The organism is Pseudoxanthomonas yeongjuensis (genome assembly GCF_010093345.1).
GTDB classification, from domain to species: Bacteria; Pseudomonadota; Gammaproteobacteria; order Xanthomonadales; family Xanthomonadaceae; genus Pseudoxanthomonas_A; species Pseudoxanthomonas_A yeongjuensis.
The window spans coordinates 57,826-76,850 of sequence record NZ_PDWT01000004.1; the positions used below are offsets into that span (position 1 = coordinate 57,826).

Below are 19,025 nucleotides of genomic sequence, written 5' to 3' on the forward strand. Positions count from 1 at the left end.
GTCATGGAAACCAAAGCCAACTACGTCCTCATCGGCGCCTTCACCCTGATCATCGCCGCGGCGCTGCTGCTGTTCGGCTTGTGGGCGGCCAAGTATTCGTCCGAACGCAGCTGGCAGGATTACCAGGTGGTGTTCCGCGAGGCCGTGACCGGCCTGTCGGTCGGCAGCCCGGTGCAGTACAACGGCATCGCGGTCGGTTCGATCACCAAGCTGTCGCTGGCGCCCAACGACCCGCGCCAGGTGATCGCGCGGATCCGCCTGGAATCCGACACCCCGGTCAAGACCGACACCCGCGCCAAGCTGGCCATCACCAGCCTGACCGGTCCCTCCATCATCCAGCTAAGCGGCGGCACGCCGCAGGCGCCGGCACTGACTTCGGTCGATACCCGCGACGCACCGTTGATCCAGACCACGCCTTCGGCCCTGCAGAACATCTCCGATACCGCGAACCGCATCGTCGAGCGCCTGGACCAGGTGTTGAGCGACAAGAACGTGGCCAGCATCACCGCCACCCTCGCGCATCTGGAAGCTGTCAGCGGCTCGATGGCCGACCGCGACCAGGGCTTGCAGGCGTTGCTGGTCAGCGCGCGCGATGCGGCGCGCAACCTGGACCGGACCCTGGACACCACCAACGGCACCATGCAGCGACTGGACCAGAACCTGGTGAAGCAATTGCCGCCGCTGCTGGCGAAACTGGACAGCACCCTGGCCCGGCTGGATTCGGCCGCCGGCAATGCCGACTCGATCCTTGGCGAGAATCGCGCCGCCATCAACAACTTCGCCAACGAAGGGCTGGGCCAGTTGGGCCCCACCCTGTCCGAGCTGCGCCGGCTGATCCGCGACCTGCGCCAGGTCAGCGACCGCCTCGAAGGCAATCCCGCGCGCTACCTGCTGGGCCGCGACGCACCCAAGGAGTTCGAACCGAAATGAAATCCATGCGCTCCCTCCGTCTTCGTGCGCTCGCCATCGTCGGACTGCTCGCGCTGGCCGGCTGCTCGATCCTGGGCAGCGAACAGCGCGACCCGGTCACCATCTATGCGCCGCAGCCGCAGGTCGCATCGGATCCATCCTGGCCCACGGTGGCCTGGCAACTGTCGGTCGGCAAACCCACCGCCCCGCGCGTGGTCGACAGCCCGCGCATCGCCGTGCGCCCCGCGCCCGGCGAATTGCAGGTGTACAAGGGCGCGAGCTGGTCGCAGCCCTCCACCGACCTGGTCGAAGCCATCGTGCTCCGCGCATTGGAGGATTCGGGCCGGATTCCCGCCGTCGCCCGCGACGGCAGCGGCATCCGCGCCGACTACAAGCTGGTCATGGACCTGCGCCGTTTCGAGTCCGACTACGCCGGGGCCGCGATTCCTTCCGCCACCATCGAACTCACCGCCAAGCTGCTGCACGCCAGCGACCAGCGCATCGTCGCCTCGCGCACCTTCCTGCAGGTGCAGCCCTCCAGCGGAACCGAAGTGGCGCAGGTGACCAGCGCCTTCGACCAGGCGCTGGGGAAACTTGGCGCTGAAGTCACCGGCTGGGTGCTTGCCACCGGTGAAGCGGACACGAGGAACAAGCCGTAGCAGCGACGTGAGTCGCGAAGACATTTTCCATTTCCGCGACTCACGTCGCTCCTACGCGGGCCTTCCTCGCCGCTGCTGCGATCAGGCCACGATCCTGCGGAACGTGAGGTTGATCCTTTCTCCGATCGGCTTGGCCGTGCGCGGCAAGGCATGTTTGTAGTTCCGCTGGGTGTCGCCCCCCATCACCAGCAGGCTGCCATGCGGCAGTTCCAGCTCCAGTTTTCGCGATGGGTCACCCCGGTGTTTCAGCACGAAACGCCGCGCCGCTCCCAGGCTCAGCGAAGCGATCAGCGGATGCGCGCCCAGTGCGGATTCGTTATCGCTGTGCCAGCCCATGTAATCGCATCCATCGCGATAGCGATTGGCCAGGACACTGTTGAATGCGCCATCCAGTTCGTTCGCGAGCCGCTGCCGGACAGGAAGCAGCGCCGCTGGCCAAGGATGCGGCTGGAAACGCGCGCCGGAATAACTGTAGGCCGCGCCTTCGTCGCCGATCCAGCAACTGAGCCGCGGCGAATCCAGTTCGCGTCCGAACAGGCGGATGCGATGGGTTTCCCAAGGGATTTCTTCGCGCAACGACACCAGCAAAGCATCCGCTTCCGCCCTCGTCAGCCAGTCGGGCGCGAACCGGAGTTCCGCGCCATGCAGGGCGCTATCGCTACTATTCGCCTCGAGGGAGCGCAGTACGGTCATGCGGCCATGCTCGCGGATTTGCCCCTTGCTGCGCAAACACTGAAAATGACTGGAGCCAAGAGCCAGCCCTGGAGTTCCCGATGACCGATGCCGAGCAAGCCCACATGGAGCGCGACGTGATGGAGTACGACGTCGTCACCGTCGGCGCGGGGCCGGCCGGCCTCTCGTTCGCCATCCGCCTGAAACAGCTCAATCCGGAACTCACGGTCTGCGTGATCGAGAAGTCCAGCACCATCGGCGCGCACATCCTGTCCGGCGCAGTGATCGAACCCGGCCCGCTGGACGCGCTGTTGCCCGGCTGGCGCGAGTCGCCGCCGCCGATCTGCGTGGCGGCGAAGGAAGACGAGTTCTGGCATTTCAGCAAGACCGGCGGACGCAAGTTCCCGCTGGTGCCGCCGGGAATGCACAACAAGGGCAACTTCATCGTCAGCCTCGGCGCGATGTGCGCGTGGCTGGCGCCGCAGGCCGAAGCGCTGGGGGTGGAGATCTATCCCGGCTTCGCCGCCGCCGAGACCTTGCACGATGACGCTGGAAAAGTCATCGGCGTGCGCATCGGCGACATGGGCGTGGCCAGGGATGGTTCGCACAAGCCCGGCTACACCGCCGGCATCGACATCCACGCCAAGGTCACGGTGCTGGCCGAAGGCGCGCGCGGCCACCTGACCAAGCGCCTGGTCAAGCAGTTCGAATTGGACCAGGACAGCGACCCGCAGGCGTATTCGATCGGCATCAAGGAACTGTGGCAGGTGCCCGAAGGCCGCGTGTCGCCAGGCAAGATCGTGCATACGCTGGGCTGGCCGGCCGACAACAGGATCTACGGCGGCAGCTTCCTGTACCACTTGGACAACAACCAGATCGCGCTCGGCTACGTCAGCGGACTGGATTACCAGGATCCGGAATACAAGCCGTGGGAAGCCTTCCAGCAATGGAAGAACCACCCGCTGATCGCGCCGTTGCTGGAAGGCGGCACCATCCTTTCCGCCGGCGCACGCGCCATCGTCACCGGCGGCTGGCAGTCGCTGCCCAAGGTGGAAATGCCGGGCGCGCTGCTGATCGGCGACACCGCCGGCCTGCTCAACGTGCCCAAGATCAAGGGCACCCACCAGGCGATCCGCAGCGGCATGCTGGCCGCCGAACACCTGGCCCAATCGCTACAGCAACAGGGCGTGCTGGACCCGGCCGGTTTCGACGCAAGGCTGCGCGCTTCCGATGCGATGAAGGAACTGCGCCAGGTCCGCAACATCAAGCCCGGCTTCAAGAAAGGCTTGTGGTTCGGCATGCTCAATGCGGCATGGGAAACCGTGACCGCCGGCCTGTCGCCATGGACGCTGAAGGTGAAGCCGGACTGGTCGTCGCTGGACAAGCTCGGCGCGCACGAAACACCGAAACGCGACTACGTGCAACGCACCCTGGCCCCGCGCGACCGGCTGCAGGCCGTGTACTACGCCGCCACCGAACACGACGAGGACCAGCCGGTGCACCTGAAGGTCGCCGACACCTCGATCTGCATCACGAAATGCACCGAGGAATACGACAACCCCTGCACCCGCTTCTGCCCGGCCAACGTCTACGAGATCGTGTCGGATGAGGCCGGGAAACGCCTGCAGATCAACGCGGCCAACTGCGTCCACTGCAAGACCTGCGACATCAAGGATCCCTACGAGATCATCACCTGGGTCACGCCGGAGGGCGGCTCGGGGCCGAATTACCAGAATCTTTGACTGTCTCGGGATACGGATCGGTCGGCCGAATACAGGCGACCGTGCCGATGGAGCAACAGCATAGGTGCGCGGATGGGAGTTAACTCCCATCCGCCAGTGGTTCGCCCAAACTATTTCTGTACCGCGTAGTCGAGATTCGTGACCGCAGTTACCGTCTGCGGGTTCGCTACAAGGCCCGACCTCCAGATAGTGTTGGCGCCGGTCAGCGAGTGGCGCCACAAAATGTCTGATTGGCCATCACCACTGTAGTCGCCTATCGCCGCCACTTTCCAGCGTTGATCGGTAACCGAGGCCACCAACTGTGGCGTGCGGGAGTTGGCAGATTTCCAGATGGAATTTGCGCCGCTTACGGTATGGCGCCACAGCACATCGGACTTGCCATCGCCGTCAAAATCACCGACCCCAACGACAGTCCACCGCTGGTCCGTCACTGTGGTCATGCCGATCAGTGAGGTGTTGAGCCCGGATTTCCAGACCGAATTGCGTCCATTGGCGGTGTTCCGCCAAAGGATATCTGCTATTCCATCTCCGTTGAAATCGCCAATGCCAACAATCTTGTAGCTTAGATTCGACAGTGTCGCGACACGACGCTGGGTCGCCGTATTCCCGGACAACCAGATCGAATTACGACCAGTCTTGATGTTGCGCCAGACGATGTCCGCCTTGCCATCCTTGTTGAAATCGCCGACGCCTGCCACTGTCCAGGTGAGATCGGCGACGGTGGCAACAGCTTGTAGCTTTGTGGAATTTCCGGATTTCCAGATCGAATTACGGCCGGTCGAGGAATTGCGCCAGAGGATGTCCGTAATTCCATCGCCGTCGAAATCGCCGGATCCCACCATCTTCCAGGTCAAGTCGCTCAAGGTCGCCACGCCTTGCTCGGTGGTGCTGTTGGCCGATTTCCAGATCGTGCTACGCCCACTGCTTAAGTTGCGCCACAGGATGTCCGACACGCCATCGCCGTTGAAATCGCTGACCGCGCCACCGATAGGCACAACGGTGGCGCGGAATGTCGCGATGATCGGGACTGTCTGGTTCAGACTGCGCGCGTTGTCTGCCTGATTCGCGATACCGCAGGCGAATCCGCCGCAGATCGTTATGTTCGGGTTCGAGAACACGCGGTAGATGGCCTGGTTGTCGTCGCCGTAAGCCATCACGGTAAAGAAATTGCCTGCCGCCGCAGTAGTCTTGTACCCGTACGAATAGGGGAAGCGACCCGATATCCCACCCGCGTTGGCGATGTCATGGGCTTCACCCATGTTGTGCGCAATCTCATGAATAAGCGAAATGTTTTCGCAAAAATAGTTGTTGGTGTCCAGGTAATTACCGTCGCTTACGACGGAATATCCGAACGGCGCGTCGTCGGCAGCAGTAATGGGAGCGCCGTTCGCGCCTAGCAGCCAGGCAATGCCGCACCCCTGATTCTCAGGCTGGAAATCGCGGATCAAGGTCACTAGATCGGCGCCTTTCTCGTCTCGAGCCGCGCGTAGCGGCGCAAGCGCAGCCGGAACGGTGACCGGGCCGTTACCATCGTTGCCGGTGAGCTGATCGAGCGCGATGCCGTTGTCGGTATTGTCGGCATAATTGACTTGGATTGCCGATACCACGCGGATACGCGCGTTGACCTTGCTGTCCAGGAGCGCCTGATTCGAGATCGCCACCAACTCGCTGATGCGTGTTGCCGCGCCGGATGCGCCGCTGTTGGCGCTGACGAATCCGTTCGAATAACCTACGACGAGGTCAATGGTGTTAGCTGCGGAGAATGCTTTGCTAGAAACATCGGCATTGGCAAGCGCGACGGCCTTCGTTTTCGCAGCCGCGACCAAAGCCTCGCTGGAACTATCTTGCGCGCCGGCGAGGGCACGGACTTTGATATCGCCACCTGCGCGATAGACTTTTTTCAGCCGGGATGCGTCGGCTTGGACCATATAGGCCACGCCATTTTCCGTCTTCAAACTAAGCGCCGGCCCCACCGCCTGGGGAATGGTTCCGGAAACCGCGTTTTCGCCGAAGGTAATGATCGCTTTCTGGCCCGCGTCGCCCCCGACCACGCTGCCAATCCAGGACCAGTTGCCGTCAATGCCTTCTTCGGTCCGGTCGTAACGGATCTTGATGTTGCTACCATCGGGGGCTGGGACCGTCATAAGTCCGGTAACGACCCCGCGAATGGCGTGCTCTTCGCTCAGTTGAACGGGTAAGAGGGTATACGCTCCATGCTGTTTGATCGCAGCTTGTTTCGTATAAGTAAGCAACGCCCCCCTATCCGGAGCGTTCGCAAACGCACGGTGTGCATCCTTGGACAATGCCTGTAGGGCGCCGCTACTCAATCCCCCTGATTGAGCGTCATGTGCCTTCGGGCCGTCAGCAACAGTCTTGTTGCTCTGCCCGGTGCATGCAGCGAGCAAGGCCGCGAGAGCGAGTACGCCCAGTCGGTTCTTCATAAGAATTCCTAAAGCAGGGGATAAATAGAAATGCAGTCGCATACTTTAACGCAGCTTAGCAAAGGAAAGGCCAGTATCAGTCACGTCCTGCGGTTCCGGAACACCCCTCACAATTAGTGCAGTTGCCCCCGATTCAGGAGGCTTTTACGATAGGAACACCGGTTTTGCGCTGCAGCTCCTCTTGCGTGACCCCATCTGCCATCTGAACCAATACCAATCCCCCCCGGGTCACGTCGAACACCGCCAGGTCGGTGATGATCCGGTTGACCACCCCCACCCCGGTCAGGGGCAGATCGCATTGCGGCAGGATCTTGTGGCTTCCGTCCTTGGCCACGTGCTCCATCAGCACCACGATGCGCTTGACCCCGGCGACCAGGTCCATGGCCCCGCCCATGCCCTTGACCATCTTGCCCGGGACCATCCAGTTGGCCAGGTCGCCCCGGTCGGTGACCTGCATGGCGCCCAGCACGGCCAGGTCGATATGGCCGCCGCGGATCATGGCGAAGGAGTCATGGCTGCCGAAGTAACTGGCACCCTTGCGGGCGGTCACGGTCTGCTTGCCGGCGTTGATCAGGTCGGCGTCGAGTTCCTCCTCGGTCGGAAAAGGACCGATGCCCAGCAAACCGTTTTCGGACTGCAGCCACACATCCATACCCTCGGGTATGTAATTGGCGACCAGGGTCGGCAGGCCGATACCCAGGTTCACGTAGGCGCCATCGGTCAGTTCGCGGGCGGCGCGCTGCGCCATCTCGTCACGGGTCCAGGCCATCAGCGTGCTCCTCCATTGGTTGCGGCCGCACTTACGGTGCGGTTCTCGATGCGCTTCTCGGGATGCGGGTTGTGGACCAGCCGGTCCACGTAGATGCCGGGGGTGTGGATCTGGTCGGGGTCCAGTTCGCCGAGCTCGACGATGATCTCCGCTTCGGCGATGCAGACCTTGCCCGCGGTGGCCACGGCCGGATTGAAGTTGCGCGCGGTCTTGCGGTAGATGAGGTTGCCGGCGGTGTCTGCCTTCCATGCCTTGACCAGCGAGACATCGGCCTTCAACGCGGTTTCCATCACGTAGTGATGACCATCGAATTCGCGCGTCTCCTTGCCTTCGGCGACGATGGTGCCGTAGCCGGTACGGGTGAAGAAGGCCGGGATCCCGGCGCCGCCGGCGCGCAGGCGCTCGGCCAGGGTGCCTTGCGGATTGAATTCGAGCTCGAGTTCGCCCGACAGATACTGACGCTCGAATTCCTTGTTCTCGCCCACATAGGACGAAATCATCTTGCGGATCTGACGGGTAGTCAGCAGCTGGCCCAGGCCGAAGCCGTCCACGCCGGCGTTGTTGGAAATGGCGGTAAGCCCAGTGACCCCGCTGTCGCGCAAGGCCGCGATCAGGGCCTCGGGAATGCCGCACAGGCCGAAGCCGCCAACAGCCACGACCTGATCATTGGCGACGACGCCTTGCAGGGCCGTAGTGGCGCTTGGATAGAGCTTGCTCCTGGATCCACTGCCTGTTGGCAGGGAGGCGACCGCATCGACCATGACCGTATCCATTTCGTGAAGTGTTCATCATTTTAACCAGTCGCCGCAGGCACACGCAGGTACTTTCGACCAATACCCACATGCAGACCAGCCTGCTCACTTAAACTGCGGCCATGAAGAACCTCGCTCTCGTCACCGCGGTGGCCGCCACTGGCCACGACGACGACCTTGTTCCACTGCTGCAGGCTTGCGCCCGGGCCGGCCTGCAGGCGCGCGCCGTTGCCTGGGACGACGCCACCATCAGCTGGCGGCGCTTTGATGCGGCACTGCTGCGTTCGCCGTGGGATTACACCGAGCGTCTGGGGGAATTCCTGGGCTGGTGCGATCGCGTGGAGCAATCCGCGCAGCTGTTGAACCCCCTGCCGGTGGTGCGCTGGAACACCGACAAGCACTATCTTTCCGACCTCGCTTCCGCCGGTGTAGCTGTCGTTCCGACCATTTTCGTGGAACCGGAAGCCGAACCCCTGCAGGCCCTGCAGGCCTTTCTACTGGAGCAGCCCGCCGCGGAGTTCGTGGTCAAGCCAGCGATCAGCGCAGGAGCGCGCGACACCCAGCGCTATGCACGGACGCAGGAATTCGCTGCCAGCAACCACATCGCCCGGTTGCTGGAACAGGCCAGGAGCGTGATGCTGCAGCCCTACCTGCGCTCGGTCGACAATGCAGGCGAAACCGCCCTGGTTTATTTCAACGGCCAGTTCAGCCACGCGATCCGCAAAGGCGCGCTGTTGCCTCCCGAACAACCTGCCACCGAAGCGCCCTTAGCCATGGGCGACATCACTCCGCGCGACGCGGATCCAGACGAACGGGCGCTTGCGGAACTCGCCCTGTCGGCCGTTGCGCGGCAACTGCAACTCGAGCGACCGCTGCCCTACGCCCGCATCGACATTGTCCGCGACGACCAGGGTCTTCCCACCCTGCTGGAACTGGAACTTACCGAGCCCTCGCTTTTCTTCGCCCAGGCACCCGGCAGCGCCGACCGATTCGCGGCTGCCCTCGCCCAGCGGCTCGACTGCTGATCCCCGCGTACTCGCACGACCTCCCTTCCGCCGGTAAAATCCCCCTCCTGACCTCGGCCAGCCATCCGTCTCGCCGGGCCATTCCTCCAGCACCCAGGAACCCCCACAGGATGAAGATTCTCGTCGCCTACAAGCGCGTGGTGGACTACAACGTCCGCGTCCAGGTCAAGCCGGATGGTTCCGGCGTGGTCACCGAGGGCGTCAAGCTTTCGGCCAACCCCTTCGACGAGATCGCGCTGGAAGAGGCCCTGCGCCTGCGCGACAAGGGCATCGCCACCGAGGTCATCGTCGCCACCATCGCCCCGGCCGATGCCCAGGCGCACCTGCGCAACGGCCTGGCCATGGGTGCCAATCGGGCCATACACGTGGTCGTCGACGGCCCGATCCAGCCGCTGACCGCCGCCCGCACGCTGCTGAAGCTAGTGGAAAAGGAACAGCCCGACCTGGTGATCCTGGGCAAACAGGCGATCGACGACGATTCCAGCCAGACCGGGCAGATGCTGGCCACGTTGTGGGGCCGGCCACAGGCGACCTTCGCAAGCAAGCTCGAGATCGCCGACGGCAAGGCCACGGTGACCCGCGAAGTCGACGCCGGCCTGGAAACCCTGGAAGTGGACCTGCCGGCCGTGGTCACCACCGACCTGCGCCTCAACGAGCCGCGCTTCATCAAGCTGCCGGACATCATGAAGGCCAAGAGCAAACCGCTGGAAAGCGTCGCCTTCGCCGACCTGGGCGTGGACAGCGGCGACACCCTCAAGACCACCCATTACGCCGCCCCCGCCAAGCGCGGCAAGGGCGTGATGGTCAAGGATGCGGCCGAACTGGTCGCCGCACTCAAGGCCAAGGGCCTGCTGTAGAGCGGAGCTTGCTCCGCTGCTTCCCACATGACAAAGCCGCCGGGCAAGCCCGGCGCTACGCCAACAGGAGTCAACCTTCATGTCCAAAGTCCTCGTCATCGCCGAACACCTGGACGGCAAGCTCAACGCCGCCACCGCCAAGACCGTCAGTGCCGCCTTGGCATTGCAACCCGACTCCATCGATATCGCCGTGCTGGCCGCCGATCCCGCCGCGATCGCGGCCGAAGCCGCGCAGATCGCCGGCGTCGCCAAGGTGTTGACCGTGGCCAATGCCGCCAACGCGCATGCCCTGGCCCAGGTGCTGGCTCCGCAGATCGCCAAACTGGCGGACGGCTATACGCATGTGTTCGGTCCCTCGACCACCTTCGGCAAGGACCTGATGCCCTGCGTCGCCGCGCTGCTCGGCACCGCCCAGGTCTCGGACGTGATGGCGGTGGAAGGCAGCCACACCTTCAAGCGTCCGATCTACGCCGGCAACGCCATCATCACCGTCGAAGCCCCGGCCGATCACGTGGTGGTCGCCACCGTGCGCGCCGCCTCCTGGCCGGAAGCGGCCAAGGGCGGCAGCGCGACGATCGAAGTTGCCACGGTGGAAACCGCATTGCCGGGCCACACCCGCTTCATCGGCCTGGCCGCCGGCAAGTCCGATCGTCCCGACCTGCAGAGCGCCAGGCGCGTGGTCTCCGGCGGCCGCGGCGTCGGCTCGGAAGAAAACTTCAAGATCATCTATGCGTTCGCCGACAGGCTCGGTGCAGCCGTGGGCGCCTCGCGCGCGGCGGTCGACGCCGGCTACTGCCCCAACGAGATGCAGGTCGGACAGACCGGCAAGATCATCGCGCCGGAACTTTATGTCGCCATCGGCATTTCAGGCGCCATCCAGCACCTGACCGGGATCAAGGACGCCGGCACCATCGTCGCGATCAACAAGGATGCGGAAGCGCCTATCTTCGAGATCGCCGACATCGGCCTGGTGGGGGATCTGTTCAAGCTGCTGCCGGAGCTGGAAGCCGCACTCGCCTGATTGCAATGCCCAGACTTTCCTTTTCCCGTTTATTCCGCCGCTGCAGAACTCCAGAAAGAGGCCCCGCCATGAAACTTCCCGCAACAATCCTGATGATTTCGATCGCACTCGTCGGCTGCGGAGAACGCGCCACTCCCAAGGACACGTTCGCAAAATCTTCCGAACCCGCAGCAGTGCCCACCGCGGGCCAGGTGCTGCCCGAGTCCATCGCACTGACGTTTCCCAACAAGCTCGCATCGGATTACTACTACCTCAACGTGAGAAAGATGATCCGTCATCGCGTGGTGTTCCAGTACAGCGAAGGAACCCCTGCCGAAATCGACGCAAGCATCAAGCAGTCCATGCTTGCCGCAGGCTTCGCGTTCCACGATGTCAAGCCTGGCAAAGAAGGGGGAACCCATAGCCGCTACGCGAAGAAGGGCTACGGCATGGCGCATGTTCTGCTCGAACCTACCGCCCAGTCTGGTACGGATGAGTACGTCATCAAGGGCGAGGTGGCCTTTGACCTCCCGCCACCTCAGTTCAATCCGCCGTCGCCGGCAAAGAAGACCGCGCCGCCACCGGCCGGCAATACAAACCAGGGCGGCTGAGCCCGGCGTCCTGACATGGATCCTCTGGCTGACATCGAAGTCTCCGTCGTCATTCCGGTCTATGGATCGGAGCCGATATTGCCGCGCCTGATTCAGGATATGGAAGATGCCTTCCGTGAAGCGGGCAAGTACGACGCCTTTGAGCTGATACTGGTCCATGATTCGGGACCGGATGATTCCTGGCGCGTCATAGAGGACCATGCAAAGTCACGGCCTTGGTTAACCGGCATCAACCTGGCGAAGAATTCCGGCCAGCACAACGCCATCATGGCCGGCCTCAAAGTCGCGGTCGGTAAATTCGTGGTCACCATGGATGACGACTTGCAGCACGATCCCAAGGACATAATGCGGATCATCTCAAGCCTGGGTACGAACCACGACCTCTGCTACGTCGAATTCGAATCGAGGCAGCACGTGGCCTGGAAGCGACTCGGAAGCTGGTTCAATGGCTTGGTGGCGCAAGCCCTGCTGGGCAAACCGAAGGGCCTTTACCTCTCGCCCTTCAGGGGGATGCGCCGCTCGATCCTGGCGGCGGTGACAAGGTATGACGGTCCCTTCGTCTATCTAGACGGGCTCCTGCTGCAGGCGACCAACCGCATTACGACGATTTCCGCGACGCATCATGCGCGGAGTACCGGCACTTCGGGCTACAGCCTGAGAAAGTCGATCTCGCTGTGGCTGAAGATGGCCACAAGCTTCTCGGCTGCGCCGTTGCGACTCGTTTCGGTGGCTGGAATCGTGGGTTCCGCATTGGCTATGCTGCTGGCCGTGGCGATACTGGCAAAGAAACTTCTGGACCCGGCGATGGCGATCGGCTGGCCTTCGCTGATCATCACCATTTTCCTCATGGGAAGCCTGCAACTTCTCGCGCTCGGCGCGATCGGCGAATATATCGCCCGGATACTGCTTACCATCAATAAACAGCCTCAATATGTGATTCGAGAAACCGTCAATTCACACGCAGCAACGGCGGCGGACGGGGATATTGGTGCTTGACCCCCTCCTCAGGGGACACGCGTCTTGGGCCAAGCTGGTACGGTTCGGAATCGCCGGCCTGATCTCTTCGCTCAGCTATGCGCTTTTCACATGGACCCTGGTCTATGCATTTCGCATGTCGCCTGTCGTTTCCTCGGCGATAGGTTATGCGCTTGCGATCCCGTTGAGCTTCCTTCTGCAAAGGAGCTTTTCTTTTCGGTCCGAAGGCAGCAAGCGCAGGCAGGCTCCACGCTTTATGCTTGTGCACGGCTTCAACATTCTCGTATCCATTGCGGTAATGGATCTCCTGGTATCGGCATTGGGGATGGACTACCGCATTGGCATCGCCATCACCATGCTCTTGATTCCACTCCTGTCGTTCCTTGCGATGAACCTTTGGGTTTTTCGCTCTTCACGGAAAGAACCCGGATCTCGCATTTCCTGATCGTCTGATTCAAATGGAATACCCATGAACTCATTTTTTGAAGTGCCTGCTGGGAAAACGCGGCTCTCCGTTGTGTTCATGGCCTTGCTTCTGCTCCACGTTTCGATGAAGTTTTGGCTGGGCGGCCACATCATCGACCTGAAGCTTACGGGGGACGAGAACGCCTATAGCGACGCTGCGATGGCGCTGTCCAATTTGGTCCGGGACCTGCTGAGCCTGTCGCCACCCGACGCGTCGCAGATAGGGCGCAGCGTCGTAGGGAATGGATGGTTCATGCCTGGAATGGCGGTGTTGTTGACCCCGCTTTATCTGGTCGTGTCCGATCCCAGCATCCTGGCGGTGCGCATCTATATGGGATTACTGAGCCTGGGTGCATTGCTGTGGGCTCTTCGATCGGCCTACAAAAACCTGGGGCCGGCATATGCGTTGGCGTTGCTCGCATTTCCGTCGGTGGCGCCCATATGGGTATTGTTCTCCTTTACGGCCTGGGGCGATCTGTACGCAGGACTTTTGCTGGTTGTGCTGCTTTGCCATTCCTTGGCATTACTGCGGAATTTCCGCGAACAGCAGCAAATACGTCTATGGGACGGCGCCAAACTTGGCGTACTGGCGATCTCGTGTCTTTACCTCAGATCCAGCGTGTTGCCTCTCATCCCCTTGTTGTTCGCCTTCCTCGGCGCTGGCTTGATGATGCTGGCAAAAGGAAGCTCGCGGATCCAGGGCGTCAAGGCGCTCGCGATGGGCGCCATAGCCTTCGTAGCCCTGCTTCTGCCCTGGTCGATAACGGCTTCGGCATTCCTGAAATCCCGCGTCGTCACGACAACCACCGTGCCCATTTCAATGGCCGTGGCGTTCGGGAATCCGAACCAACTATGCTTTGGATCCTGCGGCAAGGGCAACATCTGGTTCAATTCGGTCCGCTATTCCAAGCAGATAGCGGCCATGCGGGGCGAGGATGAAATCACAGTGCAGAAAAGCATGTCGCGATATGCCATGCGGCACGTTACGGCCCGATCCTACTCGGCCAAGGTCCTGACGAACATCCGGAGGTACGCATTCTTCCCTTCCGCCTTCGTCAAGCACTTCCTGTCTTCGGAAAAGAGCAAGGCCTATGCGGCCGAAAAGCCCTTATACGAGAAGTTCATCGATGCAGGCACCCGCTATCCTTACTACTTGTTCTTGCTGATGATGGCGATAAGCTGGTTCGTCGTGAAAAGACGGTCGGTGGAAAAGCAGCTCGAAAGCCTGTTGTTGAAACTCTTCACGGTCGCCATGCTGGCGCAACCGTTCGTGCACATCAGCGGCGGAAGGTACTGGACGGTTTTCGCCCCGCTCTGCGCCCTGTCGGCCGCGTTCGTCATGACCACGGCTTTGCAGCGAGTTCACAAGACGCCCGGACCCCCGGCCATGATCCTGGAAGCTAGCGAGGAAAAGGCGCTCTTCTACCTACAGGTCGCTTTTGCCATCGCGCTAACGTTTGGCGCAGCCATTCTTCTCTGGCTTGGAAATTCCTAACGTCTCAGGCGACGCCATGCGCTACGTACTGGGCGCCCAGAGGAAGCCATGACAGGTAAGACTCGAGCGGCCTGAAGCCGGCCATCGCCTTGGGAAAGAAAACGATGTAGCTGATCTTCGTCTGCTTGAACCCTGCATCGGCCAACAACTTCGCGCTTTCCCCGCTCTTCAGCAGGATCGCATCTTCGTCAAAGGGGCATTCGTTGACGACTTTTCGAGTCAACGGATTGAACGGATTGTGCTCGAACAGGAAAAAATGGCCACCCGGCTTGAGCACGCGCTGCAATTCCAGCGTCCATCGCAGGCGCTGTTCCGGTGGGATGTGATGGTAAACGCATGCGGCCATGGCGACATCCACGCTGTCGTCGGGTAGATCGAGCACATCGTCGGTGATCGCTTTATAGCTGGTTTCCGGGTTTGCGGCCCTTGCGAGCGCAATGCTTTCACCCGAAACGTCCATCCCCGTAATTTCGGCACCGGGGAAGAAGACCCGCAGATGCGGCGTGGAACCGCCCACGCCACAGCCGAAATCCAGGATATCCAAACGCGACTTGCTGAGATGGCCCAAAGCGCCGGCCATGTAGGCGGCCTTGTAGGCAGCGAAGTATTCGGGTTCTTCCCCGCTCGCCTGTACGCTTTGCTTGTGCAGTTCCTTGTATGTATGCGCGTATCGGTCGAATTCGGGATCGTCGGTTTTTTTCACGGTTCTTCTCTCAATTTTAAAGACACGAGATTCACGACACGAGCGACAGATTGCGTACCATAACCTTAAGCGAGACGCCGGGTCGCTTAAGGACCATTCGCCGCTTCCCATAAGGCAGAGATACCCTGGCGCAAGGTTATTTTTGGCTTCCAGAGCGTTTTCTCGGAGAAAAGCCTGTTGCTGAGCACCACGGTAGGCACGTCGAACGTCCTCGCCGGGGAATAGCGCACTGGAACCTCGCGCGCCGCGACCTCGAATATCCCCTGGATTATCTCGTTCACGGAAGTGGGGTGCCCCGAACCTAAGTTGTAGGCTCCGCCGCCCAGTTCCGAAGTGGTGATCGCGACGTACATCGCTTCAACCAGGTCTTGAATGGCGATGTAATCTCGGATAACGCTTCCGTCCCCCCAGACTTCGATGGGTTGCCCACGGCTCACGGCATCGACATATCGCGCGATGACGCCTACCGCCGAACCATTCAATTGATAAGGACCATAGGGATTGGCGATACGAAGGCTGATTCCATTCAAAGCCGGATACAGCCTCAGATAATTCTCGATCGACAGTTTCGACACACCGTAGGCGCTGAGCGGATGGGTGGGGTGCGACTCCTCGATCGGCAACCTTTCGGGCACTCCATAGACGGTACCTCCGCTGGAAGCGAAGACGACGCGCTTGATTCCCGATGTCATCGCCGCATCAAACAGCTTCAGGCTCGGACCAATGTTGGAATTCGCGTCGTGCACCATGTTCCCCATGGATTTGGCCGGGGTGGTGCTGCAACCGAGGTGCACGAGCGCCTGAGCTCCTTCCATGAACCGGTCGGCGCCAGTATCGACAGAAAAATCGAAGACATGCTGCTCAACGTCGCCGAGCAGATCACCGGCCCTTTCCAACCTGCGCGCAGAATCCAGAACGCGGAGTTTTAAGCCATGGCTGCGTAACTGCTTGACCAGCGAGCACCCTATAAAACCTGCCCCGCCGACAATCACTACATTCACGCTTCAATCCTTTAGGTGGTTTAGCTCATTCCGTGGCAGGGCTGGCGCAATCCCGGCGGATTTTGCCGGCCGATCCGCGGAGATAGCGCCTATTCTTCTGATCCATTCACGGGTGGTCGGGGTTTGTTTTAACAGATCTACGTCGGACCACGCATCCTGGCAAGGTGGGTGAAGGCCTGCCTCACGACCTCGGCGGGAATGCAAGTTCCGAGTTCACGCTCTGCAAGGACAGGTTCGGATTATAGGCCAGGTCGTGCTGGATTTCTTCGCCCCACCGCTTGAGCATATAATCGACTTCTCCGATGAATCTTGCCCGCTTCTCCGGCGAGTCATCGTTACCCCGGGACGCCGATTCATGGTGGATCAACGCCGAAAACGGCGTCCAAACATTCCGATAGCCGGCGGTGCGCAGGCGTAGGCAGAAATCGACATCGTTGAAAGCGACCTCGAGCTGTTCATTCAGACCCCCAACGCCCAAGTAGGCGTCGCGGCGCACAACCAGGCAAGCTCCAGTCACAGCTGAAAGATTCTGCGCCACAAGGGCGCGAGCACCGTGGCCCGGGTAACCCGCAGGCTGGTGCACATAAGCATGGTTGGCGACACCGCCAATGCCAAGAATCACGCCGGCGTGCTGGATGGTGAGGTCCGGGTAGTACAGCATGCTGCCCACTGCGCCGATCTCCGGGCGCAGAGCATGGCCAGCCATTTCATGCAACCAGCCTCCGTCAACCACCTCTATGTCGTTGTTCAAAAGGCATATGAGTTCGCCCGCGCACCGGGAAACTGCCCAGTTATTGATAGCCGAATAGTTGAACGGTTCGTCGTAGCGCAACACCGTCACGTTCGCGCGTCTCTGGATATCCTCCAGATACGACAGCGTCTCGGTTTCGACGGACCGATTGTCGACCACAACGACCTCGTAATCCGGATAATCGGTCTTCGCCAGTACGCTTTCCACGCACGCCTTCAGCAGTTCGAGCCGATCCCGGGTCGGAATTATGATGCTGACCTTTTTTTGCACGGATGGCAGCGGCCAACGCACCCGGAAATGTCCGTGCGGTAGCTCATCCACGGTGGCGGTAGTGCCGATGCGCTGGAGATGGCCGTAAACAGCACGCGCACCCGCAGCCGCGGCGTAATCTTTGGCGGAACGGCCCAAGGCGGTCGAGCCCTCTATCGCACGCCAGTGGTACAAGATCTTGGCGATATGGTGGATCTGTGCGGAAGACAGACGTTCGGTGCATCGCAGGATCAGATCATGGTCCTGGCTCCCCTCGAAACCCTTGCGGAACCCGCCCACGTCGCGTGCGAGATCCGTGCGGATAACGGTGAAATGGCAGATGTAGTTCTGCGAAAGCAGCAGGTCCGGATTCCAGTCCGGTTTGAAATAGGGAGCGAAACGACGGCCCTCCGCGTCAATCTTATCCTCATCCGAATAAAGCAATCCCACGTTTCCGCGAGCGGAGATGGCTTCGGCCATTTCCAGCAGGGCGTGAGGCCGCAATTCATCATCGTGGTCCAGCAGTCCGATGAATTCGCCCGCTGCCAATTCCAGCGCACTATTGGAAGCCTCGGCGATATGGCCATTGAGCGATCGAAAAACCAGCTTGATGCGCGCATCGCGTGCGGCATACTCCTCCAGCACTTCGCGGACCCGCGGATCCGGCGATGCGTCATCGGCAACGCACAACTCCCAGTGGTGGTAAGCCTGCTGCTGCACACTGTCCAAGCAGCGGCGTAGCCATATTTCCGGCGTCTGATAGACGGGCAGGATCAAAGATATCAACGGACCGTGCTCTATCCTACGCGCACGCTGCCTGAGGCGTTCGAGTTCCAGCGCGCCGAACGTGTCGTATCGACGAACCCAGTCCGCGTAGCTACCCCCATGTACCTGTGGGCTAGGCTGCATGGCGAACAGATCCGAGGCGGCCGTGGAAATTCCATGCGCGACTGCAGTCCGGACGAAACCGACTACCGCAAGGATCATCCTCCCTGCATCCAGACGCCCATCTCCATGCCGCAAGCCCAAAAGCATATGGATCATTGCCGATACACGACCGATTCTCGCAAGGTCGAATTCGGCGACCCTGAAGCGCGCTAGCCTGACCGTCGGATCGAATCTCAGGGCGCTTGCATCCTGTTTCAACAAGATCAGTGCATCGATCTCTCCCGAAGGCCCTGGATCCGGCAGGCGGATCAACTCTTCATCGACATACCCTTGTCCAAGATCCGGGTACAGGGCTGGTGCGACGATATTCCCGCTTTCCGCCATGATCCGGACATGCAATCGATACCAGCCCGCCTTCAGCGGCATCGCTGCGCCATGATCCTCGAATCGGAAGCTGGGGTCTTCGCCTGTTGCCTCCCATGCCTCCAGCCCGTCCGTATCCACTGTCGGCTCGAGATGCATAAGAGGCTGTAATTGCATGGGGATGGCAATCGGCCAAGGGCCGGGGCGCAGCCTTGCGTCGGCGCTTGAGCCTTTCTTTCCGGGTTCGGCACGAAGATGGAAGAAATAGCGCGCGACGACAAGCCCGGCGGCGCGACGGATTCCGCCCGTGGCAGTGGCTGCAGCGTCAAGGAGTGTACGAAGCATCATTCTCCAATGGATCGCACCCTTTTCCGTTCGCAGTCCAGCCAACATCCGGAACACGGCCTCGGTGCGACCGATGGGTCGTAGCCATAACTCCCCGGACAGGCGAGTGGCGTTGGATGCCAGACCGACATGACGAGCGTTGTGGGTAAGCACGATCGTAGACCTAAGCCGTCCCTTTCGATCCACGGAGGCAAGCGGCAACTTGACGTGCGGTTCAGACGTCGTGGATTCGACGACTAGCTGCATCCGTTCAGATGGTTCGAAGCCGACACCTTCGACCAAGTACCAGCCGGCAGGGCATTCCCCAAGACCTATTCGGACTCGATGCATACGCTCATTCTTCATGTTGGGCA

17 protein-coding genes are annotated in these 19,025 nt (G+C 61.1%); 10 read left to right on the top strand and 7 right to left on the bottom strand.

Annotation, left to right across the window (positions count from 1 at the left end; all coding sequences use genetic code 11):
* Nucleotides 1–3 precede the first annotated feature (3 nt).
* Both CSC74_RS12220 and CSC74_RS12225 read left to right on the top strand, forming a co-directional pair.
* Nucleotides 4–930, top strand: coding sequence for an MlaD family protein (locus tag CSC74_RS12220; RefSeq protein WP_162314762.1), 927 nt, complete (start codon nt 4–6; stop codon nt 928–930).
* 5 nt (nt 931–935) lie between these two features.
* The gene (locus CSC74_RS12225) at nt 936–1,568 is read left to right on the top strand and encodes an ABC-type transport auxiliary lipoprotein family protein (RefSeq protein WP_211369634.1); all 633 of its coding nucleotides are present in this window, start codon (nt 936–938) and stop codon (nt 1,566–1,568) included.
* An 81-nt stretch (nt 1,569–1,649) separates the two neighbouring features.
* Here CSC74_RS12225 and CSC74_RS12230 read toward each other — a convergent pair whose 3' ends face one another.
* The gene (locus CSC74_RS12230; RefSeq protein WP_162314764.1) at nt 1,650–2,261 is read right to left on the bottom strand and encodes an alpha-ketoglutarate-dependent dioxygenase AlkB family protein; all 612 of its coding nucleotides are present in this window, start codon (nt 2,259–2,261) and stop codon (nt 1,650–1,652) included.
* A gap of 80 nt (nt 2,262–2,341) precedes the next feature.
* Between CSC74_RS12230 and CSC74_RS12235 the strand changes: the two genes are divergently transcribed.
* A complete protein-coding gene (locus CSC74_RS12235) occupies nt 2,342–3,982 on the top strand; it encodes an electron transfer flavoprotein-ubiquinone oxidoreductase (RefSeq protein WP_162314765.1) in 1,641 nt (546 codons plus the stop codon).
* Nucleotides 3,983–4,092: 110 nt separating this feature from the next.
* Here the strand turns inward: CSC74_RS12235 and CSC74_RS12240 are convergent, their stop codons facing one another.
* The 3 genes from CSC74_RS12240 to CSC74_RS12250 all read right to left on the bottom strand — a co-directional run bounded on the left by CSC74_RS12240 (nt 4,093) and on the right by CSC74_RS12250 (nt 7,953).
* Complete coding sequence (locus CSC74_RS12240) at nt 4,093–6,423, bottom strand: FG-GAP-like repeat-containing protein (RefSeq protein ID WP_162314766.1); 2,331 nt, start codon at nt 6,421–6,423, stop codon at nt 4,093–4,095.
* 133 nt (nt 6,424–6,556) lie between these two features.
* Nucleotides 6,557–7,192, bottom strand: a complete 636-nt coding sequence (locus CSC74_RS12245; protein WP_162314767.1) for a CoA transferase subunit B — start codon at nt 7,190–7,192, stop codon at nt 6,557–6,559.
* Nucleotides 7,192–7,953: a CoA transferase subunit A gene (locus CSC74_RS12250; protein ID WP_162314914.1), complete on the bottom strand. Its 762-nt coding sequence runs from the start codon at nt 7,951–7,953 to the stop codon at nt 7,192–7,194. The genes CSC74_RS12245 and CSC74_RS12250 overlap by 1 nt, the downstream gene beginning before the upstream one ends.
* A gap of 113 nt (nt 7,954–8,066) precedes the next feature.
* Between CSC74_RS12250 and CSC74_RS12255 the strand changes: the two genes are divergently transcribed.
* From CSC74_RS12255 to CSC74_RS12285, 7 genes are all read left to right on the top strand, one after another.
* Entirely contained in the window at nt 8,067–8,969 is a 903-nt protein-coding gene (locus tag CSC74_RS12255) for an ATP-grasp domain-containing protein (RefSeq protein ID WP_162314768.1), read from the top strand.
* Nucleotides 8,970–9,079: 110 nt separating this feature from the next.
* On the top strand, nt 9,080–9,826 hold the full coding sequence (locus CSC74_RS12260) for an electron transfer flavoprotein subunit beta/FixA family protein (protein ID WP_162314769.1): 747 nt from the start codon (nt 9,080–9,082) through the stop codon (nt 9,824–9,826).
* A 79-nt stretch (nt 9,827–9,905) separates the two neighbouring features.
* Entirely contained in the window at nt 9,906–10,847 is a 942-nt protein-coding gene (locus CSC74_RS12265) for an electron transfer flavoprotein subunit alpha/FixB family protein (protein ID WP_162314770.1), read from the top strand.
* A gap of 68 nt (nt 10,848–10,915) precedes the next feature.
* Nucleotides 10,916–11,437 (top strand): hypothetical protein, encoded by a 522-nt coding sequence (locus CSC74_RS12270; RefSeq protein ID WP_162314771.1) that lies wholly within the window; start codon nt 10,916–10,918, stop codon nt 11,435–11,437.
* Nucleotides 11,438–11,452: 15 nt separating this feature from the next.
* Nucleotides 11,453–12,433 (top strand): glycosyltransferase, encoded by a 981-nt coding sequence (locus CSC74_RS12275; protein WP_162314772.1) that lies wholly within the window; start codon nt 11,453–11,455, stop codon nt 12,431–12,433.
* Nucleotides 12,426–12,857, top strand: coding sequence for a GtrA family protein (locus CSC74_RS12280; protein WP_162314773.1), 432 nt, complete (start codon nt 12,426–12,428; stop codon nt 12,855–12,857). The genes CSC74_RS12275 and CSC74_RS12280 overlap by 8 nt, the downstream gene beginning before the upstream one ends.
* Before the next feature lie 24 nt (nt 12,858–12,881).
* Nucleotides 12,882–14,372 (top strand): hypothetical protein, encoded by a 1,491-nt coding sequence (locus tag CSC74_RS12285; protein ID WP_162314774.1) that lies wholly within the window; start codon nt 12,882–12,884, stop codon nt 14,370–14,372.
* Between the two features lie 4 nt (nt 14,373–14,376).
* On the opposite strand, the gene CSC74_RS12290 is transcribed toward CSC74_RS12285, so the two are convergent.
* The 3 genes from CSC74_RS12290 to CSC74_RS12300 all read right to left on the bottom strand — a co-directional run bounded on the left by CSC74_RS12290 (nt 14,377) and on the right by CSC74_RS12300 (nt 19,017).
* Nucleotides 14,377–15,075 carry a class I SAM-dependent methyltransferase gene (locus tag CSC74_RS12290; protein ID WP_162314775.1) on the bottom strand — a complete coding sequence of 233 codons (699 nt, stop codon included), beginning with the start codon at nt 15,073–15,075 and terminating at the stop codon, nt 14,377–14,379.
* Nucleotides 15,076–15,161: 86 nt separating this feature from the next.
* Nucleotides 15,162–16,076, bottom strand: a complete 915-nt coding sequence (locus CSC74_RS12295) for an NAD-dependent epimerase/dehydratase family protein (RefSeq protein WP_162314776.1) — start codon at nt 16,074–16,076, stop codon at nt 15,162–15,164.
* Between the two features lie 181 nt (nt 16,077–16,257).
* Nucleotides 16,258–19,017 (bottom strand): glycosyltransferase family 2 protein, encoded by a 2,760-nt coding sequence (locus CSC74_RS12300; protein WP_246193229.1) that lies wholly within the window; start codon nt 19,015–19,017, stop codon nt 16,258–16,260.
* Between the last annotated feature and the right edge of the window lie 8 nt (nt 19,018–19,025).